The 19,945-nt window shown below is 71.2% G+C and carries 14 protein-coding genes and 1 pseudogene; 5 read left to right on the top strand and 10 right to left on the bottom strand.

All coding sequences use genetic code 11. From position 1 onward, the window contains the following. The 5 genes and pseudogenes from K228_RS28285 to K228_RS0112605 all read left to right on the top strand — a co-directional run. Positions 1-215: pseudogene (locus K228_RS28285) on the top strand (ISAs1 family transposase); the annotation flags it as partial. 423 nt (positions 216-638) lie between these two features. Then, positions 639-893, top strand: coding sequence for a hypothetical protein (locus K228_RS0112620; RefSeq protein WP_025618768.1), 255 nt, complete (start codon positions 639-641; stop codon positions 891-893). A 122-nt stretch (positions 894-1,015) separates the two neighbouring features. Next, the gene (tgmA, locus tag K228_RS0112615; protein WP_025618767.1) at positions 1,016-1,333 is read left to right on the top strand and encodes a putative ATP-grasp-modified RiPP; all 318 of its coding nucleotides are present in this window, start codon (positions 1,016-1,018) and stop codon (positions 1,331-1,333) included. Next, complete coding sequence (tgmC, locus tag K228_RS0112610; protein ID WP_025618766.1) at positions 1,330-2,487, top strand: ATP-grasp peptide maturase system methyltransferase; 1,158 nt, start codon at positions 1,330-1,332, stop codon at positions 2,485-2,487. Before tgmA ends, tgmC begins: the two co-directional genes overlap by 4 nt. A gap of 243 nt (positions 2,488-2,730) precedes the next feature. Then, positions 2,731-3,624: a hypothetical protein gene (locus K228_RS0112605; protein WP_025618765.1), complete on the top strand. Its 894-nt coding sequence runs from the start codon at positions 2,731-2,733 to the stop codon at positions 3,622-3,624. 43 nt (positions 3,625-3,667) lie between these two features. Here the strand turns inward: K228_RS0112605 and K228_RS0112600 are convergent, their stop codons facing one another. The 10 genes from K228_RS0112600 to K228_RS0112555 are packed head-to-tail and all read right to left on the bottom strand — an operon-like array spanning position 3,668 to position 19,916. Beyond that, positions 3,668-5,668: a TOMM precursor leader peptide-binding protein gene (locus K228_RS0112600; RefSeq protein ID WP_025618764.1), complete on the bottom strand. Its 2,001-nt coding sequence runs from the start codon at positions 5,666-5,668 to the stop codon at positions 3,668-3,670. Further along, a complete protein-coding gene (locus K228_RS0112595) occupies positions 5,665-6,420 on the bottom strand; it encodes an ABC transporter permease (protein ID WP_025618763.1) in 756 nt (251 codons plus the stop codon). Before K228_RS0112595 ends, K228_RS0112600 begins: the two co-directional genes overlap by 4 nt. Continuing rightward, a complete protein-coding gene (locus tag K228_RS0112590) occupies positions 6,417-7,343 on the bottom strand; it encodes an ABC transporter ATP-binding protein (protein WP_025618762.1) in 927 nt (308 codons plus the stop codon). The genes K228_RS0112595 and K228_RS0112590 overlap by 4 nt, the downstream gene beginning before the upstream one ends. Further along, positions 7,340-8,560, bottom strand: a complete 1,221-nt coding sequence (locus K228_RS0112585; protein ID WP_025618761.1) for a M50 family metallopeptidase — start codon at positions 8,558-8,560, stop codon at positions 7,340-7,342. Before K228_RS0112585 ends, K228_RS0112590 begins: the two co-directional genes overlap by 4 nt. Further along, a complete protein-coding gene (locus K228_RS0112580) occupies positions 8,557-9,624 on the bottom strand; it encodes a lantibiotic dehydratase C-terminal domain-containing protein (RefSeq protein ID WP_025618760.1) in 1,068 nt (355 codons plus the stop codon). Before K228_RS0112580 ends, K228_RS0112585 begins: the two co-directional genes overlap by 4 nt. Then, entirely contained in the window at positions 9,621-12,437 is a 2,817-nt protein-coding gene (locus K228_RS0112575) for a lantibiotic dehydratase (protein ID WP_025618759.1), read from the bottom strand. Before K228_RS0112575 ends, K228_RS0112580 begins: the two co-directional genes overlap by 4 nt. 8 nt (positions 12,438-12,445) lie before the next feature. Continuing rightward, on the bottom strand, positions 12,446-14,044 hold the full coding sequence (locus K228_RS0112570; protein ID WP_025618758.1) for a nitroreductase family protein: 1,599 nt from the start codon (positions 14,042-14,044) through the stop codon (positions 12,446-12,448). A gap of 9 nt (positions 14,045-14,053) precedes the next feature. Then, a complete protein-coding gene (locus K228_RS0112565) occupies positions 14,054-15,946 on the bottom strand; it encodes a TOMM precursor leader peptide-binding protein (RefSeq protein ID WP_025618757.1) in 1,893 nt (630 codons plus the stop codon). Then, positions 15,943-18,123: a TOMM precursor leader peptide-binding protein gene (locus K228_RS0112560; protein WP_025618756.1), complete on the bottom strand. Its 2,181-nt coding sequence runs from the start codon at positions 18,121-18,123 to the stop codon at positions 15,943-15,945. The genes K228_RS0112565 and K228_RS0112560 overlap by 4 nt, the downstream gene beginning before the upstream one ends. Next, positions 18,120-19,916: an AfsR/SARP family transcriptional regulator gene (locus K228_RS0112555; RefSeq protein WP_025618755.1), complete on the bottom strand. Its 1,797-nt coding sequence runs from the start codon at positions 19,914-19,916 to the stop codon at positions 18,120-18,122. The genes K228_RS0112560 and K228_RS0112555 overlap by 4 nt, the downstream gene beginning before the upstream one ends. Positions 19,917-19,945: the final 29 nt, after the last annotated feature.

The following is a 19,945-nucleotide window of genomic DNA, read 5'->3' as shown; positions in this document are numbered from 1 at the left end:
GTCACTGGACCGTAGAGAACAGCCTTCATTGGACCCGGGATGTGACCTTCCACGAGGACACCTCCCAACTCAGGACCGGCACCGCCCCACGGAACATGGCAGCCTTCCGCAACCTGGCCCTCAACACCTTCCGCCTCGCCGGACGCGCCAACATCGCCCACGCCCGCCGCGACCTACACGACCGCACCGACACCTTCGCCGTCTACGGCATCTAACAAACCATGATCAAAGCGGACGTAAAAGAACAACGCCGGGGCCGTGGCGCGCCCGCCACCTGGGAGGTGTACAGATGGCAACGTACTTCGGCGATGATCACATCGAACACGCACAGACAGTGCTGGAGCGGCATAGCGTGTCGAGCGCCCGTGGCCGGTGCCGGGCATGCGGCGCTCCCGGCCCCTGCGCCGATCAAGAACAGGCATCGCGATTGTTCGCAATGGCGCTGCGGCTGCCTCGCCGGGTGCCAGGGCTGACCGAGCCGCACCTGATCGGCGTCCGGCAGATGGACAGACCCGGCTGGTTCGAGGCGGTGCGTCGAGTGCCGCCGATGTCAATGTCGCGCTCCGGCGAGGTGGTGCCGCGCACCATTGGTCTCCCCGCTCCGGGGCCTGGCCGCACCAATCGAGAGGGAGGCTCTGATGCGGCGAGGCGAGCCGAACCTTTCGGTCGCAGTGGGAGCCGAGACCACAATCCCTGACGTACGGGAACTGCTGGCCTGCGCCGAGGCGGTTATCGCTTCCCACACAAACCGCGGTGGAATCTGCGCAGGGTGCCTCGACTGGTGGGCACGGCTGGCACCGGTCCCGTGCGAGCAGGCCCGATGGGCGCAGGCCGTCCGAGAGCGATTCGGCAACACCGACGCGACCGAACTCGCCGCCGAGAGTCCCGCATGAGCCAGACCAACGTAGTCCATGCGCGGGCGCCCCCTCACCACGGAAGGCCAATCCATCGATCTGCCCCTATCGAACTGCCAGGAGGCATGATGTCCCCGACAAGCCCAGTTCTGTCGCGTCCGGTGACCGACGACCCGTTGTACCCGACCGCCGGGTACCTACCTCTGGGTCGCCCGCTGGATGCTGTTGGCAGCGACGACGGCGTGCAGCCGAGTTCCACCGACCGGCGTCCGTTCGCGCTCCGCTTCGCCACCGTGCCAGCACGGCCGATCCCGGTGAACCTGACCACGGTTCGCTACGACCCGGACCGACAGATGTCGGTCGACCCCACGGGAACCCCGGTCCTGGGCAAGCACTCGACCGGGGCAACCAGCACCCGGACCTCGGACGGGCAGATCGCCGCCGCGATAGCCGACGCTTTGACCAAGGAGACAAGATGACGGCCACCGCCGAAAGGGCGCGCAAGCGGCTCGTGCACGAGCTGACCGGCCACGGCTGGCTCACCGAGGCGTGGCAGCCGGCGTTTGCCGCTGTGCCCCGCCATCTGTTCCTGCCCCGCTTCTTCCGTCAGACCCCAGACCACAGCCGGTACGAAGCGGTCGACGCGAACGATCCAGGCGCGCTGGAGCTGATCTACTCCGACCGCGTGCTCCCCACCCAGCTCGATGGCGACGACGCCCGCTGGGACGAGTCCCGGCGCCACGGCCCGATTGATGGCGCGCCGACCTGCTCCAGCACCCAACCGGCTCTCATGGCGGTCATGCTGGACGCACTCGACGTGACCGACGGGCACCGGGTGTTGGAGGTCGGCACCGGCACCGGGTACAACGCGGCGCTGCTGGCGCACCGGCTCGGCTCGCCGCTGGTCACCACCGTCGACATCGATTCCGGGCTGGTGCGGCACGCGCGACGGTCATTGGCCGCTGTCGGCTACGCCCCCACGGTGGCCGCCAGCGACGGCGCGGCTGGCTACCCCGGCAACGCCCCGTACGACCGGATCATCGCCGCCTGTTCGGTGCCCCAGGTGCCGGCGGGCTGGCTCGCTCAGACCCGCCCCGGCGGGGTGATCCTGACCAGCCTGCATCGCGAGATCGGCGGTGGGCTGCTGCTGCGGCTGACCGTGGACGAGACCGGCGCGGCCAGCGGGCACCTGCTCGACGGCTACGGCTCGTTCATGCCGCTGCGCTCCTGCCCCACCGTGCGAACCTCGACGCTCGTCCGCGCCGCCTCCCAGGCCACCGGGGAGAGGCACGAGACCCACCTACCCGGCCCGCTGGCCGACGACAGCGGGGCGTGGACCGCGCTGGTGGCGCTGCAGCTGCCGGACGTGGCCCGCCTCGACATCGGCCGTCCGGAGGGCCCGGTGCAGTGGCTTGTCCACCCGGATGGTTCGTGGGCGTACCACGACATCTCCACCCGCACGGTGGAACAGGGCGGACCGCGTCGGCTGTGGACCGAGGTGGAGGACCTCTACAGCCGGTGGACCGCGCACGGCAAGCCTGACCGCCCGCACATCGGTGTGACCGTCACCCCCGCCGGGCCACAAGTCAGGCAGCAGGTCTGGCTCACCGACCCCACCGAGATCATCGGCTGACGGGATCCGCGAGCGATGCGGGTAGGCACTCGCACATTGGGCGGAATCTCGGTGGAGCGGTCGAGTCCTGATCGGTGAGGATCAGTTGTGCGCTGCCAACGGTGGCAGCCGGCCGTTTCGTGGCCCCCTTCAAGCGAAACCGGATGACGAAGTTCAGTTCCTGAGCAGCAGCACGGACAGTGACGGCCGCTGGACCGGCCAGCACACCCACTCCGCGGCGGATGAGCTTGTCACCCGCGCTAGGTGCCGGGCTGGTGCGGTGACGGCGGGCTCCGGCATCCTGGTGTGGTGGCAGATCCGGAGCCGTTTCTGAGGTTCGTACACGAGCGCCGCGATAGGCTGCACTGCTATGTGGTCCGCGCCGACAAGGCGGATATGCCTGGCCCGCTCTGGCCGGGACTGTGGGAACAGGAGTATTCCGACGATACGGATCTGAATCCGTGGCATCGATACGTGATCAACAACGATGACGGTGAGGCCCTGGCGGTGTGGCGGGCGCTGGCCTGGGAGCTCACCGCAGGACTGAGCAGGTTCGTCATTCCCACCTACTACCGCGACGAGGCAGCGCAGCTGCGGGGCATAGACCGGGCGGCGGTGCAGCTCGTCCGCTGGGAATACGAAGTCGACCTCGAGCAGCCCGATTGGCTAACCGCGGACATCGGGTTCGTCCCGGCGCGCGCCGGCGTGCCGCCGCTGCCGGACCCGTGGCAGCGAGAACATGCCGGCTTTGCCGGCCTGTTCCCTGTAGCCAGCTTCCGGCACCTCACCGACCTTGCCTTGGCCGTCGCTGGCGACGCCACCTCAGAGATCACGGTATTCGCCCTCCAGGATCCTGACCGGGCCAGCATGCTGGCCTCGGCCCTGAATCAGGCGCACCGTCCTGAGCTGGCCGAGATTCTGCACCCTGGGGACATCTTGGTCGATGTGGCCGTGGTCCACGATCTTGGCGCTGGCCCTGCTAGCTACCTCACTGTCAAGACGCCCGAAGCCACCGACGAGGTTGGCCACCTGGCCGCGCACTTCAGCGAAGCGTTTCGCCGATACGCGACCCAGGCCAGCCAGATCCGTACCTTCGACGAGTTCCACGACGCTATTGATCACCTACTCGCCCCGCCCCGCAGGATCGGCACCACCTGACGAGTCGATCTCACCGACGAGATCTCGAGACGGCAGCGCTTCCTCAGGGGAAGGGGTGCGGCACGCGGCGGAGGTCGGTGTCGGTCAGTACGGCGGCGGCGAGGCCCGCCGTCGCGGGTGCGGTCCGCAGCCGCGGCAGGTGCGGAGCCCGCTGCCGGATCCAGCCGAAGTCGATCGGAAGCAGGCCGGGCACGATCGTGCAGACCGAGCGGAGTCCGACCGCCTCCTGTTCTGGTGTGGTCTGGTCCACCACGATCGCCTCAAGTCCGCGCGCGTCCAGCAGGTCGAGCACCCGGCGCAGGTCGTCGCGGAGGTCGGGTGTGCCGGGGGGCCGGTAGCCGGCGAAGAGGTGCTCGATGGGGAGCGCGCTCCGGTCGTCGAGGTAGCTTTCGGCGTGCACCGCCATCCGGGGTAGGCCGAAGAGGGCCGAGTGGTCGGGCAGCCGGCGGACAAGGGTGTAGTCGTCGGCCATCCGTTCCAGCTCGGCCCGGCGCCGGCGCACCGTGGTGGGCTGGTGCGGGATGTAGGTCAAGGCCTCGGCGAGCGCGCCGGTGACCGCCTGCCGCGGGTCGAGGTGGGCGGCGGCGGCGAAGGAGAGCAGGCCGGGGCCGCCGTCGTGGCGGACGGCGAGGCTGGTGACCACGGGTACGTCGAGGTCGATCCGGTTGTCGAAGGCGTAGAGCCGGTAGCCCTGCAGCTCGGCGCGATCGACCAGCGCGCGCACGACCGGCGGGCAGGTGTCGAGGTCGATCCGGGGCAGGATCAGGTTGCCGTACCAGGCGAGCAGGAACGCGTCCCGCTCGATCAGCTCCAACAGGCCGAACAGGACGGCCTCCGCCAGGCAACTGCCGGTGGCGCAGCCGCTGGAGGAGGAGAGGACGAAGGTGTCGCCGGCGGCGGGCGAGCTGTAGAAGCACAGCCGGCGCGGCACCAGTACGGGTCTGCCGGTGTGCAGGTTCTGGCCCCACACCCAGGGGATCGGCCGTTGTGGGTCGAACCGGCGCAGGATCGGGTCGGTGTCGTACACCTCGTCGGGGTGGCGGCCGCAGCGGTCCGGGTGCAACGCGTCCGGGCCGAGGTCGGCATATGCGGCGATGACCGGGGGGACGCTGCGCCGGCGGTGGGTTCCCGCGTAACGCTCCAGCCCTTCGAGGTAGGCCAGCGCGCGGCTCGCGTGGTAGCCGCTGGACTGGCCACTCCAGGAGACGTCGAGCAGCCCGCCGTAGCCGCGGATGAAGACGCTGCCGGTCACCGGTGCCGTGGTCGGTGACGTGATGGTGAGCGCGGTACCCGCACCCAGTGCGCCGCAGACCGGGTTGACCAGCGCGGCCGCCGGCAGTGGATAGTCGTCGGGGGTGCGCAGCCGGTACGTGTCGGGGCGCGGCTTGGGCCGGGGTTGGTGCGCGAGCACCAGCGGGTCGGGGATGTCGGGTCGCTGCCGGGTGCAGCTGGGGCAGCACGGCTCGGCCAGCAGGGGGTAGGTGCGTACCCGCAGGCTGGCCAGGTCGAGCTGGCTGACCCGGGGCAGCGGGGTGCTGTGCCGGTCCCAGCTCGGTGGCGGCGGCAGTGGTGGGCCGGTGTGGCTGGCGCGGTAGAGCTCCCAGACGGCGTCGAGCTGGTAGGCGGTCAGCTGTGGCCACGGGCCGACCGCGGTGGTCTGGTCACCGACCTCCAGGGCGTCCCGTTGGCTCCGGCTACGCAGCCGCTGCCACCGGATGGCCAGGCAGTGCCCGCAGGGCCGGCCCGCCGCGCCGCCGACCATGGCCCCGCCCCACCCCTCGTGCCGGTGGGCGCTGACGGGTCCGATCAGCACGGTGGCGGCGGTGAGGTGCACGGTGGCGGCGCGGCGGTCGGGGTCGGCCAGGGCGGGTGCGGTGGCGTCGCCCAGCGTCACCACCCGCGGCGCCCCTCCGCCTCGCCGGTTCCGCCGGTCTTCGGCAGTGCCGATCGGCTGGACCAGCCATCGACGGCGCAGGTGCTGTCGGAGTTGGGCCGCGGCGGCGGCGAGAGGCGTGGGGCGCACTGCCGCCGCGGTGCCGGTCATGAGTCGTTGCTCCAGCGGAAGGTCCGCACTCCGACGACCGCGAACACGGCGGTGAAGACGACCAGTGCGGCGCACGAGATCAGATAGTCGGCCATGGTGCCGAAGCCGGTGAAGGCGTACGTGAGGCCGTCGTTGACATAGCGCATCGGCAGTATCCGGGAGACCTCCTGTAGCCAGGTCGGCATCAGTTCGAGGGGGTAGAACGAGCCAGAGAGGAAGGCCATCGGCACCACGACGCAGTTGGCGATCGCGGCGACCGCCTCCGGGGTGTTGGCCGCGGATCCGACGATCAGGCCGAGGGCGAGGAAGGCGGTCACCGCGAGCAGCATGATCGGGATAGCGAGCGGCCACGTCGGGTCCGGGCGCATGCCGAAGACCGGCAGCATGGCGACGCCGACGAAGAGCACACACTGCGCCGCCCCGATGCCCAGCGCGACCACGTAGCGGGAGCCGATCACCGACCAGATGCTGGTTGGGGAGAGCCGGATGATGCGCAGCAGGTCATCGTTGCGCCACTGCATCAGGGTGAAGGCCACGCCGAAGAGGGCCGCGTTGGCCAGGCCCCAGGAGAGCACGCCCGGGGCGATGTAGTCGACGTATCCGCGGCCGGTGTCGGCGACCTCCTGGTTCCGAAAGATCAGCGCGAAGATGACCAGGAAGATCAGGGGAAAGGCGAAGGTGAAGAAGACCGTCGTGGCGTCCCGGACGGCCGCCTTGTAGACGGCTCGGGAGAGTGCGGCGTATGCGCTCATGCCTGCGGCGCTCCGATCAGCTCAAGGTAGACGTCTTCCAAGGTGGCCGGTCGGGTCTCCACGTCGTCCAGGTCGGCCGCACCGTCGAGGGCGGCGAGCACCCGGGCCGTGTGCGCGGTCCGCAGCACGAGCATGCCGTCCTCGACGGCGACCCCGTTGACGCCGTCGAGGGTGCCGGCCTGTTCCGGGCTGAGCCGGCCGGCGGGGATGACCAGCCGGGTACCGATGCCAGAGCGGGCGATCAGCTCGCGGGGGCTGTCGAGCGCGAGGACACGCCCGGCGGAGAGGATCGCGACTCGGTCGCAGAGGTTCTGCGCCTCGTCCAGGTGGTGGGTGGTGTAGACGATGGTCTTGCCGATCGCCTTCAGGTTGCGCAGCATCTGGCCGAGGTCGCGGCGGGCCTCCGGGTCCAGTGCGGCGGTGGGTTCGTCCAGGAAGACCACCTCCGGGTCGTGGACGAGGGTGGAGGCGATGGCGAGGCGCTGGCGCTGGCCGCCGGAGATCTTGGTGACCCGGACGTCACCGGAGCCCGTCAGCCCGACCAGGTCCAGCGCCTTCTCGGCGGTGGCTGGGGGCAGGCCGTAGAGGGCGGCGACGGTCACCAGGTGCTCGCGGGCGGTCAGCCGGGTGAAGAAGGCCGATCGCTGGGTCTGCACGCCGATCAGGGGCAGCAGGTCGAGGTTTCGTGGGGCCGGCGACCTGCCCAGCACGGTGATGGTGCCGGCGTCGGGGAGGCGCAGTCCCTCGACTATTTCGATGAGGGTGGTCTTGCCGGCACCGTTGGGGCCGAGCAGGCCGAAGAACTCGCCGCGGCCGATCGAAATGGAGATCTCATCGACCGCCCTCACCTCGCCATACGATTTGCTCACGGCGTCCAGCACGATCGCCGGACTGTCGATGAATGACATCGGCTCGCCTTTCACTGGTTGTTCTCACTGGTTGGTGGTGCTGGAGCCCGGTCCGCCGGACGGGGCCGACGGGGTCGGGCCAGCCAGCCGGCGACGGTCAAACAAACGATGGCGGCCGGCAGAACGTAGGCGAGCGCGCCGAGGGAAGGCCGAAGCAGGACGCCCAGGTAGACGATCACGAGACTGGCGGCGGCAGCACTCGCCAGCAGCCACCAGGCGGCGAAGAGCCCGAGACAGACCGCGGCCCGTCGTGGGTAGCGGCGGCCGGGACGGCGCAGCAGGCGCCGGGGAAGGGTCGCCAGGTAGCGGCGGCTCTCCGGGGCCAGGTCCAGCTGGTCCAACAGGTGACTGAGGACCTTGTAGCCGTCCAGCGGGGGCAGGGCAATGACGTTGACCAGCGTCTGGGCCGCACCGACCAGCACGAACGCGCTGAGTAGCCGGTCGGCGAAGGCACCGGGCAGCACGATGAGGGCGGTGCCGGCGAGCAGCAGGACCAACCCGTTGGCTACCGCGCCGGCGGACGCGATCAGCACCTGCTGGGACCGGCGCGGTAGGTAGAGGTAGTCCTCGACCCTGCAGGTGAGGGTGACCAGGTTGATCCGGTTGACGGTGGCGCCGACGTGCATGGCCACCACCCCGTGCGCGAACTCGTGCAGGGCCGCGCTCGACCAGGCGAGCAACGCCAGCGCCACCAGGCTGACCGGGTCGGTGAAGGCTGGTCGGGCGGTCTGCCAGAGCGGGCCGAGCCGCAGCCCGACCAGCGCGAGCAGCGCGACGACGAGGACAGCGACCAGCGCGAAGACCGTCGGGCGCAGCAGGAATCGCAGTCGATGCGCCCACCATCGCAGCGCACCGGAGCGTCCCGGGTCGCGCGTCGCCCGCTCACCGTCACCCGACGCGGCGGCGGGCGCGGCGGGGTGAACGGTGGCCGGCGCGGCGGGGTGAACGGCCAGCAGGTCCCGCTCGTGGAGGAGCCACAGCAGCCGGGTCCAGTGCGCGGCACCGAGGCGGCGACCGTACTCGTCGGCGTACTCGGTGCCGACCTCCCCGAGGGACCGGACGCCGTCGAGGCGGCGGAGCAGGAACTGCTCTTTCGGCGGGATCTCGAACGCCCGGCCGGTCCGCCGGTCCTTGAGCAGGTAGACCGTGTCGGGGCCACGCCGCAACGGGCGCGAGAAGATCAGATCTTCGCGCAGCCGGGGACGTTTGGCCAGCAGGCCCGGATGCGTCACGACGACACCGCCGACTCCCGCAGCACCCGGGCGAGCAGATAGGAGAGGTACGCCTCGTCGCGGATGGTGGCGTGCAGCCGGTTGTTGGTCATGTGTAGGTATGGCGAGAGCAGAAACGTGAGGGCCTCCCCCGGGTCGGTGATGACTCGGTCACCGCCGCTCCACGCGCTGACCGTCAGGTCGTCGGAGGTGGCCAGGGCGAGCACCTTCTCGCGGAGCTGGGCCGCGTGCTCGGCCCACCCACGGAGGAAGCCGGGGAGTCGCTGCGTCTCGCCCTGCCCGACGAGGGTGAGAATCTGCCGTACGCGGCGGCCGAGCTCACCGGCGACGCTGTCGTACATTCGCGTGTACTCGTCGATGCCAATAAGGTTCGTACCGGCGAAGGCTTGGTGCCAGTAGTGGTGGTACCGGTCGAGAAAGTCCACCAGCTGCTCCCGGTCGGGCAGGAAGGTGCCGGCGTGCACCGTCATCAGCTGTGCGGCGGTGCCCAGCAGCACCGGGCGCAGGTGCAGGTTCATCGACGAGATGGCGTGCAGCACCGTGTCGCTGGAGTGCCGGAAGTGCCACTCGGCGACCTCGATTCCCGCGGGCCCACCGTACTTGCCGTACTCCGGTGTGTAGGGCCGGTAGCTGTATGAGTTGTTGGGGCTGAGCAGCATCTGCCCGGCTGCGTCGACCAGCTCCGCCGGCCGCCCGTCGGGGAACTCCAGCGCGAAGAGGATGTCGTAGAGCTCCCGCAGGTAGCCGGTGCCCATCGCGTACAGCGCGGGACGGGTGGTGAGAAACCGGCTGACCGCCGCCTCGGCGCGCGCCCGTACCGCCGGCTCGTCGGCCGGGGTACGCGGGCGCAGCCTCAGCCGCACGTGGGGCCCCTCCAGCCAGTAGTTGATGAAAAAGTGGCCGGCGAGCAGCTCCGCTTCGGTGAGCTCCCGGATGAGCGGCGCCACGCAGTCCACCAGCAACGGTTGCGGGTTGGCCGCGTAGAAAATGTGCAGCGAGATCCACGCTCCCCGCGGGTCGGCGCTGTCCTCGGCGTTGGTGGGCGCGGGGGCGGACGTGGTCATCGGCTGCTACCTCCGGTTCGTGGTGCGGCAACGGTCTGCCGCGGGTGGACGCCAGAGGTCTCCGGGTGGACGCCAGAGGTCTCCGGGTGGACGCCAGAGGTCTCCGCGTGGACGCGGAAGGTCTCCACGGCCAGCTCACTGACGTGTCCACCGAGCGCGCTCTGAGCAGCCAGTTCGTCCGCGGCCGGCAGTAGCTCGCGCAGGACGACCTGGTCGTCCGGCTCAGTCAGCGCGGCGCGCAGGGCCTGCAGCGACAGCGCACTCCCGAAGTCGACGTACTGCGGCTTCGGGTTAGCCGTGCGCCGACCCGGATGGGCCGGGTGGATGGTGGCGAACACCTGCTCGGGCAGGCCGTGCCGGGCCCACCACCGACGCCAGCCCAGAAACGCCGCCGGGTCGGCGCCGGGGTCACCCGAGTCGGGAAGCTCGCGGACCGGCGCCGACCAACTTCGGCGGCTGAGCACGATGTTGCCGAGGCGCAGTCGGGGCCGGACGGTGACGCCGTCGGTGCTGGCCGCCGGCACCCCGCGCCACACGTCGAGCCGCACCAGCGACGCCGGCGAGAGCAGCAGCAGGGTACGCGGGATCTGCGGCAACGCCATCGGCACCAGGTAGCCCAGGTACACGGCGACGACCTCCTTGTCGAGGCGGGTCGAGCGCAGTACGACCCGGTCGGTCTCCGGATCGTGGGTCAGGTAGAGGTCGTCGAGGGTGAGCTGCCGGTCGGCCGGGACGCTGCTGGTTTCGCCGGGGCAGACGATCACGTAGTCGGTGAGCCGGGCGTGCAGGTTCAGGTTGGTGGTGGCCGCTCCCCCGGTCAGCTCGGCGAAGACCACGCCCGGTGGGGTGAGTTCGGATGTCTGGGCACGTAGCCGCTCGGCGAGGGTCGGGGTGTCGGCGTCGAAGCAGTGGGTGAACCGGCTGAACGGGAAGGAGAGTCCGCCGAAGGACTGGTTGAGCACCAGCAGCGGGTCGGGCTCGCGGAGGGCCAGCTGGACGAAGTGCCCCATCGGGTGGACCTGGTGGGCGGCGGTGGCACGGAGCAGCGCGCCCACCTCGTCGAACAGCTCGACGGGCAGGGAAAGCTCGGGGCACCGGGGGTCGGCGTCGGCGAGCGCTGTCACCCGCTTGGCGAAGAGCTGTCGGGCCTGGTCGAGCGCGGTCATCTCGGGCCGGCCCAGCCAGTTCTCCTCCGGCATGTAGCTACCGTCCGCGGCGAACGGGCGGCGCCCCGCCGTGTACGAGGAGTACTGGTCGTAGAGGTCGTCGTGGAAGTCCTCGACCAGCCGTAGCAGGTCGTCGCAGCGGCCGCCGACACCGAACCGGGCCAGGAAGAATCCGTGGAACATGATCCGGTGCGGCAGGTTCTGGTCGAAGGCAGGCAGAATCCGCTCCACGGCGGCGAGGTCCGCGCCGACCAGCCGCTGCCAGGGCGGGGCCGCGATGGCGACCGGTTCGCCGGCCACCCGGCTGTCCTCGTACAGCAGCGTCTGCGGCAAAGTCGGGTTCTCCTCGCCGAGGGCCCGCATCACTGCGTCTACCGTGGCCCGCAGTCGGTGCCGCAGTTCGCGACGCCGGCGTAGGTCGCCCTGCCGGTAGGCGTCAACCAGGTCGATGATCTCGTGCAGCTGGTGGACGAGCTGTTCGGCCCACGGCCGGTCCAGGTGCCCCAGGGTGTCGGCGAGTGCGCGGATCGGGTCGGTGGCGTGCACGTCGGTGTCGAGGCCGACGAGCCGGAGCATTCCCAACTCCAGCAGCGTCGACAGGTAGGTCTCGCCATCGGGCCGGTCGGCCCCGGTGTCCCGGCAGAGCCGGTCCACCAGCTCGACGCAGCGCATCGTGCCGCGCTGCTGCAGCAGGGCGGTGAGCCCGTCCAGGACGCCGCTGCGGCGGAGGAAGAAGAGACCGTCGCGGACCGAGTCGAAGCTGACCGTGGCGCTGTCGTCGCCGGCGGTGACCCAGTGCCGCACGTAGCGGATCCGGTCGGCGTCACGGCGCCACCCCGGGCTCAGCTCCACCATCAGGTCGCCGCGCCGCCGTGGGTCGGCGGTGACCAGCTCGGCGAGCCGGGCGACCAGGACGACGTTGAGCCGTACGTGCTGATGCCACTGCTCGTTGACGGGGAACCCAAGCTGCGATCCGGTGTCGGTGAAGCGGCCGAGGGCGACCCCGGTGAAGGTGCTGAACGGGCTGGTCTTGCCCGCGGTGCGGTAGAGGTAGGAGAGCAGCGAACGCTCGACGCGGCGGGTCCGTTTGTTCGCCGGCCGGGTCAGCTCCGGCGTGCTCCCGGCGGCGAGCTGCTCATCGAGGGTCGGTGAGGCGAGCTGGAGCCCGCCGCGCAGGCGTGGCTCGTCGGCCAGCCGCCACAGCTCGGCGCGGGCCTGGGCGATGTCGGCGGCGAGGATCGCGCCACCCTCGCCCTGGTGCCGGGCGAGCTGCATGCGTCGCCGTAGCCAGCGCTGGATGACCGGGAGGGCCGCCGGCCGGGTCTGCTCGACCGCGGCGAGCGCCGGCCCGGGCGCGGCCGGCAGGGCGTTGTTGAAGACCTGTCGGCGTAGCGTCAGCAGCCGCCGGCGGACCGCGTCGTCCTCATTGTCGTTGACCAACTCGTACAGCAGTTGGCTGAGCTGCGCCCCGTCGTTGCTGAGCTGGCGCTCCAGAGCCAGTGCCGCGTCGGCCCAGGTGCAGGCTGCCGGGGAGCGGAGCAGGTCGACCGTCGACAGGGGAAGGCCGGCGATCCGGGCGGTGAAGTACGCACCGGTGCGCCAGCCGGCGGGGACGGCGGCGCCCGGTAGCGGGCCCGGCGCTCGCACGGCATGCCTCACGGCAGCTCGTATCGGTAGTTGCCGAGCTGCCCGCGCTCCTCGCCAGCGAGCATGATCAGCAGCGGGAACTCGTCGCCGCCGGTGAGTCCCAGCTCCTTGACGTAGGAGACACCGTCGAAGCCCAGCGCGACCCCCGCGCCGAGACGCAGCGCGGCGGCGACGGTGTAGAAGGTCTGGGCCATCGCTCCGATGGTGGCGTTGGCGAGGTTGTAGCCCCGGTCGCCGGTGGCGTCCAGCACCGCGTGCGTACGCACCGTCGCGACGAGGACGACCGCTGCCTGCTCCAGGTTGTAGTTGGCCAGGGTGTAGTTGCGTTGCAGGAACGCGCCGGGTGGGCCAGTGGTGACGGCGACCAGACTGTGCTCCTGCGGGTCGTACGCGTACCCTCCGGCGGGCACGGCGGCCACGGCGTTGACGAAGGCGTAGACCCGGGCCAGCGGACGGTCGGCCGGACCGTCGATCTCGGATGGCACGGTGCTGGCGGCGGTAGCCTTCAGCAGCGCGGCGAGGTGCGCCGCCGCCATGGGACGGTTCCGCAGAAATCGGCCGAAGCTACTGCGGCGGGCGGTGAGGGCGGCCGCCACGGGAAGTGTCAGCGGCGCGGCGGCGGGTAGCGGCAGGCGGGTTCCGCCCGGCGACGCCGGGTGGGCGGCGGCGGATGCCAACGCCCCGGTGGCGGGCCGGTCGACCGACGCGGCGGTGCTGCGGCTGACCCACCGCAGGGTGTCGAAGTGGAGTAGCGTCCGCGATCGCTCCTGGTCGTGGTGCCGTACCCGAACCGTGGGTGCGGCGGGCACGACGGCGGGCACGGACGCGGCGGGCACGGGTGCGGCCCAGGTCAGGGGTACGGCGGCGAAGAGCGCCTCGTCGTCGGGGGTGAGCCCGAGCAGGTCGGCGACGGCCGCCTGGTCGAACCAGAGCACGGGCCGGATCTGCCGGCCCTGCGCGCCGGCCCAGAGCCGCCACACCTGCAGCAGGGTACCCAGGTCCATCGATACCACGTGGTACGAGAAGTTGTTGTACTTGAAGGCGTTCTGCCAGTACTTCACCCCGACGATCAGAAACTGACTGGCGGGGCGGGGCGGAGCGACCGCCGCGTTCACCCGGGCGCTGACGTCACCGCCGAGCAGCCGCTGCATCGCGTGCCGGGCGTGCGCGTAGTAGTAGACACCCGGGGTGACTCCGGCACCGGGCCCGGCGACCCAGTAGACGCTGCACGGGTAGAGACCGCCACCGGAGGCGGCGCCGCGGTACCAGTTGGCGTACGCGTACGACGGCAGCACTCCCAGATCGGAGTTGGCCTGGATACCGAGCCGCCGTCCGAGCAGCCCGTACGAGTGGTGGAGCAGGCCGGCCAGCAGCGGCAGCGTGAACGGCTCGTCGGCGTCGCCGGGGCCCCGCAGCGCGGTGTCCAGGTCGGCGTCGACGTTCGCCGGGGCGGGCAGCCCGAAGGCGGTCGCCTGCGGGTAGTACTTGCCGCGGCGGGGTGCGTCGGCCCAGTTCGGCGCGAAGTCGGCCGGGGGCATCGGTTCACGGCTGCGATGCAGGATCGCGGTCGCGTACGCGTGGGCGAGGCCGGGGTTCTCGGACGTCATGGCGGCACCTCACGGAAACGGGTGGGGAACGGAGTGGATTTCGTCGTCGCGCAGGTCGCGGTCGAGGAGCCCGGCGGCGCGGAACGCGGTCCGCAGCCGCCGCGCGTGTGGGGCGCGCTGGCGCAGCCAGCCGAAGTCGATCGGCAGGAGTCCGGGGACCAGCACACTCACCGTCGTCAGGCCCAGCTCGCGCTGCTCGGGTGTGGTCTGGTCCACGGCGATCACGTCAAAGCCCTGCGCGGTCACCTGCTTCAGGCAGCGTTCGAGGTCGTCGCGGAGATCGGGGGTGACCGGTGGGGCGGGACGATCCCGCTCGTACAGCTGGGTCATCGGGACCAACGCGGTGCCGTGATCGAGCAGGAAGGCAGCGTGTCGTGCCATCTCCGGCAGGCCGTAGAGCAGCGGGTGGTCGTGCAGGCCCTGTACCCGGGAGAAGTCGGTCGTCATCCGACCCAACCGGCTCTCGTCGGCACGGGCGCGAACTCGCACCATCACCGAGTCGGTGGCGATTTCGCAGAGCGCCGCGGTGATCGCGGCCTGCGGGTCGAGGCTCGCCCCGCCACCGAAGGCGAGGGCACCGAGACCACCGTCCTCGCGGACGGCCACCGCGGTCACCACCGGGATGTCGAAGGTTATCCGGGTGTCGAAGAACCGGGCCCGATAGCCGTACATCGCCAGCCGGTCGACCATCATCCGGGCGCGTGGTTGGTCGATGCTGGCCGGGTCGAGCTCCGGTAGGGACCGGCCGCCGTACCAGGCCAGCAGGAAAGCGTCGCGCTCGATCGCCTCCATCAGGCCGTGGTAGATCGCCTCCACCATGGATCCGCCGGAGGCGCAGCCGTTCGAGGTCTCCTGGACGAAGCGCTCCTCGACGCTTGCCGCGTGGTAATAGGCGAGCACCTCCGGCACCAGCAGCGTGCGCCGGTCTCGCAGTGACCAGCCCCAGACCCACGTGATCGGCCGGTCCACCCCAAACCGGTGCAGGTACGGATTGGCCTGGTAGAAGGCATCGGGGTAGAGCCCACACTCACGTGGGTCCAGGGCGTCGTCGCCCAACTCCCGTAACGTCGCGGTGACGGCGGTGCGCTTGCCCCGCGGGCGCAGGCCGGCGGCACGTTCCATTCCTTCCAACACCGCGATCCGGGCGCTGCGTCGGTAGCCGTCGGCATGCCCGCCATAGAGCGTCTCCCGGAGGAAGCGGCCACACCGCAGGGTGAACGAGCCGACCGCCGGGGAGGTGGAGAGCGAGGTGACGTCCTGCCACAGACCGCCGCCGAGCGCCCCGCACACCGGGTTGGCGAAGGCCGCCACGTCCAGCGGGTAGTCGTCCAGGTCCCGGCCACGAAACGTGCCCACCGCCGACTTCGGTGTGGCGGGCAGTTCGATCACCGCCAGCTCCGGAGCATCGGCGACCATTTCGCCGCAGCCTGGGCACTCGGGATCGGGCAACAGTGGCACCTGCTGCACTCGCAGGGTCGACAGGTCGACCTGAAGCACCGTGCTCGGCCTCCCCGTTCCGGTGTTGGCCGGTCCGGTGTCGGCGGTGCGGACCGCCGCGATCAGCGCGTGCAGGAAATCCGCGACGAGCGGGGTCGCGTACGGCCAGGGACCCGCGGCGGCCGTGTCACCGCCCAGCTCCACCGCGTCGCGCAGGTCGCGGTGGCGCACCGCCTGCCAGCGACGGGCGAGGCAGGTCGAACAGGCCGGTGCCGGCGGCAGCGGTGCGATCAGCGCCAGCTTCCCGTAGAGCAGCACCCGCGGTCCGCGCTCCGGGCGGATAGTCGCCCGGTACTCGTCCCGCACCCCCAGCGCCACCACCTCCGCGTCGCAGCCCCGCTCGGCGAGCAGCCGGGCCAGCCCGGCACAGACCAGGTCGTCGGTCGCGGCCGCACCGTCGCTCACCGGTCACCTCCGGCAGCCAGCAGCACCCGAACCGCCACCAGCCCACCCGCGGCCAGGTCCGCACCGCCGACGGGTGCCACCAGCACGTCGTACCCGAGCTCCGGTAGCCGCTGGAGCACGTCGGCCCAGCGATGACTGGCCCCGGGGGCGTCCACCTCCCCGTGCACCGGCACCGTGCCGGCGTCGAAGTCGACCAGCACCGGGTCGCCGATGTCCGGTACTACCTCGGGGTCCTGCGCCCGTAGTTGGGCCTGACCGAGTACGTCGCGTAGCACCGCGGCGGCCGCCGCCGTCCAGTCCGGATCGGCGGTGAGTGCGTACGTCCATTGGCGGCGGCCTGGGTCGAAGGACCGGGCCAGCAGCACCGCCACTTCGTTGTCGCGCTGTCCGCCGAGGTCGAGCAGCTCCACGGTGATGCCCAGGTTCGCCGTCGACCTGGTGAGGAAGAGCAGCTCGGGGGTGGCGCCGACGGTGTCGAAGCGAACCTTCTGGACCGTCTCCTGACCGCAGACAACCTGTCGTAGCCGCTGCCCGGCGAGCGCCGAGGCGAGGCCCGCCCCGACGGCTTCGGTGAGGTCCTCGCCCGCTCCCCCGCCGGCGTTGGTCGGCTCGGCACCGTGCCGGCGGTTGGCCACCCCAAACGGCTCCAGCACCGACATCGGCACTGCCACCGATTTGCGGGTGAACAGTGACCGGGCGGTGGCCCACGCGTCCGATTCGGCGGCATCCCAGCCCGAGGCGAGCCCGAGCCGGGTGGCATCGACCCGCGGGAGGTCGCGGGAGACGGGGACGCCGGCCGCGATCCTGCTGACGTTGACGACGGCCGCGATTCGCAGCGCCCGCAGCCTTGCGGCCGCGACGTGGTGGACGTCGAACGCGGCCACCGTACGGCGCCGGCCGCTGCCGTCGGTGAACTCGACTGCGCCGACCTTGACCGGGGTCTGATCCCAACGCTCGTCGTCGTAGCGGCGGAACACCCCCAGATGCGGCTGAAGTAGCGGCTGGTGGGCCTCGAGCCGGGCGAGCGTCTCCTGCGCCGCCACGGCCGGATCGGTCCCGGGACGGTCCTCGACCGGGGTGTCGTCCAGCCCACCGGTGGCCCAGGCCAGTTCGGGTGGGGCCGGCCGGCAGAAGGCGCACCGGGGGTGCGGGAGCAGTTGCTCGGTCAGCACGTCGAGTGAGGCGAGGTGCTGCACGATCACGCTCCCGTCGGTCTCGGCGGGCAGCGCGCCGGTGGTCAGCCGGAACACCTCGTACGCCAGCAGGTTGCCGACCATCGCCGCGAGGGGTCCGTCCGGCTCGGCGGCGGCTGGCGCAGCTCCGGACGGCAACGCCGCCGCCTGCCACACCCGCCCGGCGCCACCGGTCTCGTCGTTGTCGGCGAGCCGCAGCATGGCGCAGCACCAGCATCCGGTACGACCGACGCCCTGCACCGGACCGACCAACATCCGCCCGCCGGCGACCCAGGCGGGCAGGAGGAGCCGGCCGGAAGGAATTCCGGCCGCGAGTAGCCGCAGGGTGTCGCGCGGCGCGTCGTCCCCGGCGGCCACGACCACGATCTCCGCCGCAGCCAGCTCGGACCAGCCGACCCCGGCGCCCGCGTCGGGTAGCGGCACGGCCGTCGCGGCGCAGCCCACGGCGTTCAACTCGGCCAGCTCCGGGGTGAGCCGTGGTACGACCGCCGGCGAGCTGGTCACCGTGGCGGCGCCGTTGCGAAGGAGCCCGGTGGCGCAGGCGGTGGCGACCGGGCCGACGCCCAGCACCGCGACCGAGGTGTTCCGGAAGGTGGCGAAGCGTTGCGGCGCCCGGTCGGTGTAGTGGTCGAGGTAGGCGATCTGGGTGGCGAAGTGCTCAGCCACCTCCGGGCCCAGAATCGTCGCCGGGTCGACCTCCGCCTCGGGAACGTCGCGAGCGAAGCCGCGCGCGTAGAGAGCGTTCACCAACTCACCGATCATGGTCCGCTGCCCGGCGGGCAGCCGGGCGCAGATCTCCGCGACCTGATTACGCCCGTTCAGATGCGGGACGAGCAACGATGCCAGCCGGTATGCGGTCGCGGAGGAGAACCGGAAGCCGCTGGTGGCGTTGTGGAACACCACTCCGTCCTCGGTCCGGGTGAACAGCACGTCGTGGCGCACTCGCGGCCGGGTCTGCGCCACCGTGTCGTAGGCAGTGCTCATCGCAGGGGTCCCTTCGCTCGGTGCGGCCGTCCCGCTGGGACGGAGTAGGGGGTGTGCCGTTCGGCCACAAGCTGGGCGTGTCGTCGCAGCAGGGCGCGGATCCAGTAGTGCTCCGCGGCCTCCTCGACCAGGCTCTGGTCAACCAACCCGTCGAGCAGGTCGCGAGCGGTGGCCGGGTCAACGTCGAGCAGCTGTGCGGCCGCGGCGGCGGTGATGTCGGTGGGAGTCGCGGTGGCCAGCCGGACGAAGGCCGCCGCCAATGTTTCGCCGGCTCGGGACAGGGCCTCGTCGAAGCGGTGGTCAAGCGACATGTCCGGTTCGCCGGGCAGACTCAGCCGGCTCACCGGGTCCGCACGCAGCCACTCCACCGCCGCCGCGAGTCCCGTCCGGGTGCGCAGCAGGATGCGGGTGGCGGCGATGCGCAGCGCGAGTGGCAGGTGGTCGCAGAGCGCCGCGATCTCCGCGGCACGCTGTGGGTCGGCATCGACCTGCTCGGGTCCCAGCACGGAACGGAGCAACTGGAGCGAGTCGGCGGGGTCGAGCGGCTCCACCCGGTGCAGCCAGCCGCCAAGTCGGGTAACGAGACCAGAAAGGCTTTGTCGACTGGTCAGCAGCAGCGCGTCGCCGGGTGCCAGCAGGGCTGGTATACCTCGTAGGTGGCTTCCGTTGACCACGTCGTCGGCGATCAGCAGTCGCCTGCCCACCGGTGCACCGTGACCCTGCTGCACCGGGATGCGGAGCTGCCCTTGGGCGTCGTGCAGCGACCCGGTGGCCGCTGCCACCCGCAGTTGGCCGCCGGCGAAGTGGGGGGCGACGAGCTGCTCAACGTGCTGCGCCAGCGCGGTTTTGCCGACGCCGGGTGGGCCGGTGAGCACCACGATCGGGCAGTCCGCGCGGAGGCGGTCGGCGATGGTCGCACTGAGCGCGTCCCGACCGATGAGGCGGGACGCGACCGGGGATCGGGAAACCGCGATGGCGGATCGGCCCGCCGGAGCGACCGGTGCGGACGCTTCGCCCCGCAGAATGGTCAATTCCAACGCACGTAGGGTGGGGCCCGGAGCGATGCCGAGTTCGTGGCGAAGATGTTCCCGGATCCGGCGCAGTTCGGCCAGGGCGTCCGCCTGCCGACCGGTGCGGTAGAGCACCGAGGCGAGTTGCGCGGAGAAGCGCTCGTTCGCCGGGTACGCGCGGTTGGCGGTCCAGAGGTCCACGAGCGCGGAGCGGTCTCGACCGAGGCTGATCTTCAGATCGCACACCCGCTCGATCGCTCGGACCCGCTCCTCGCTGATCCGGGGTACGACGTCCCGATGCAGCGTCTCGGACGGCACATTGGCCAGCATTGGGTCACTCCACAGCGCGAGCGCCTCCTCCAGCCTCGCCAGTTCGGCCTCTGGTTCCGTGGCGTCGTGGGTGTGGCCGATCAGTTCGCGGAAGCGCAACAGGTCGACGGTGGCGGCGGTAGCGGTGATCCGGTAGCCACCCGGCACCGTCTTGATCACACTGCCGGTGATGCCGTGGCGGTTGAACAGTTGCCGAAGCCGCAGCGTGCAGGTCTGCAACGCGGCCTTGGCCGAGGCAGGTTGGGCGTCGCCCCACACCGCCTGCTGCAGCGCACTGACCGAGATCACCTCGTCGGGGTGCAACAGCAGCACGGCGAGCAGGGAGGTCACCTTCGACGGCGGCAGAACCAGCGTCTCCCCGCCGCTGCTGAGGGTCAACGGGCCGAGTACCCGGAACACCGCCGGTCGGCCAGGCCGGTCACCGCCGGATGGGCGCACCGCAACCGGTTCCATCGCAATCTCCCGTCCACGTGGACGCGCGG

Origin of the sequence: Salinispora cortesiana (assembly GCF_000484695.1) — a bacterium.
In the GTDB taxonomy this organism is placed as follows: Bacteria; Actinomycetota; Actinomycetes; order Mycobacteriales; family Micromonosporaceae; genus Micromonospora; species Micromonospora cortesiana.
The sequence above is the reverse complement of the archived record's forward strand: the minus strand, read 5'-3'. Positions and strand labels throughout refer to the sequence as shown.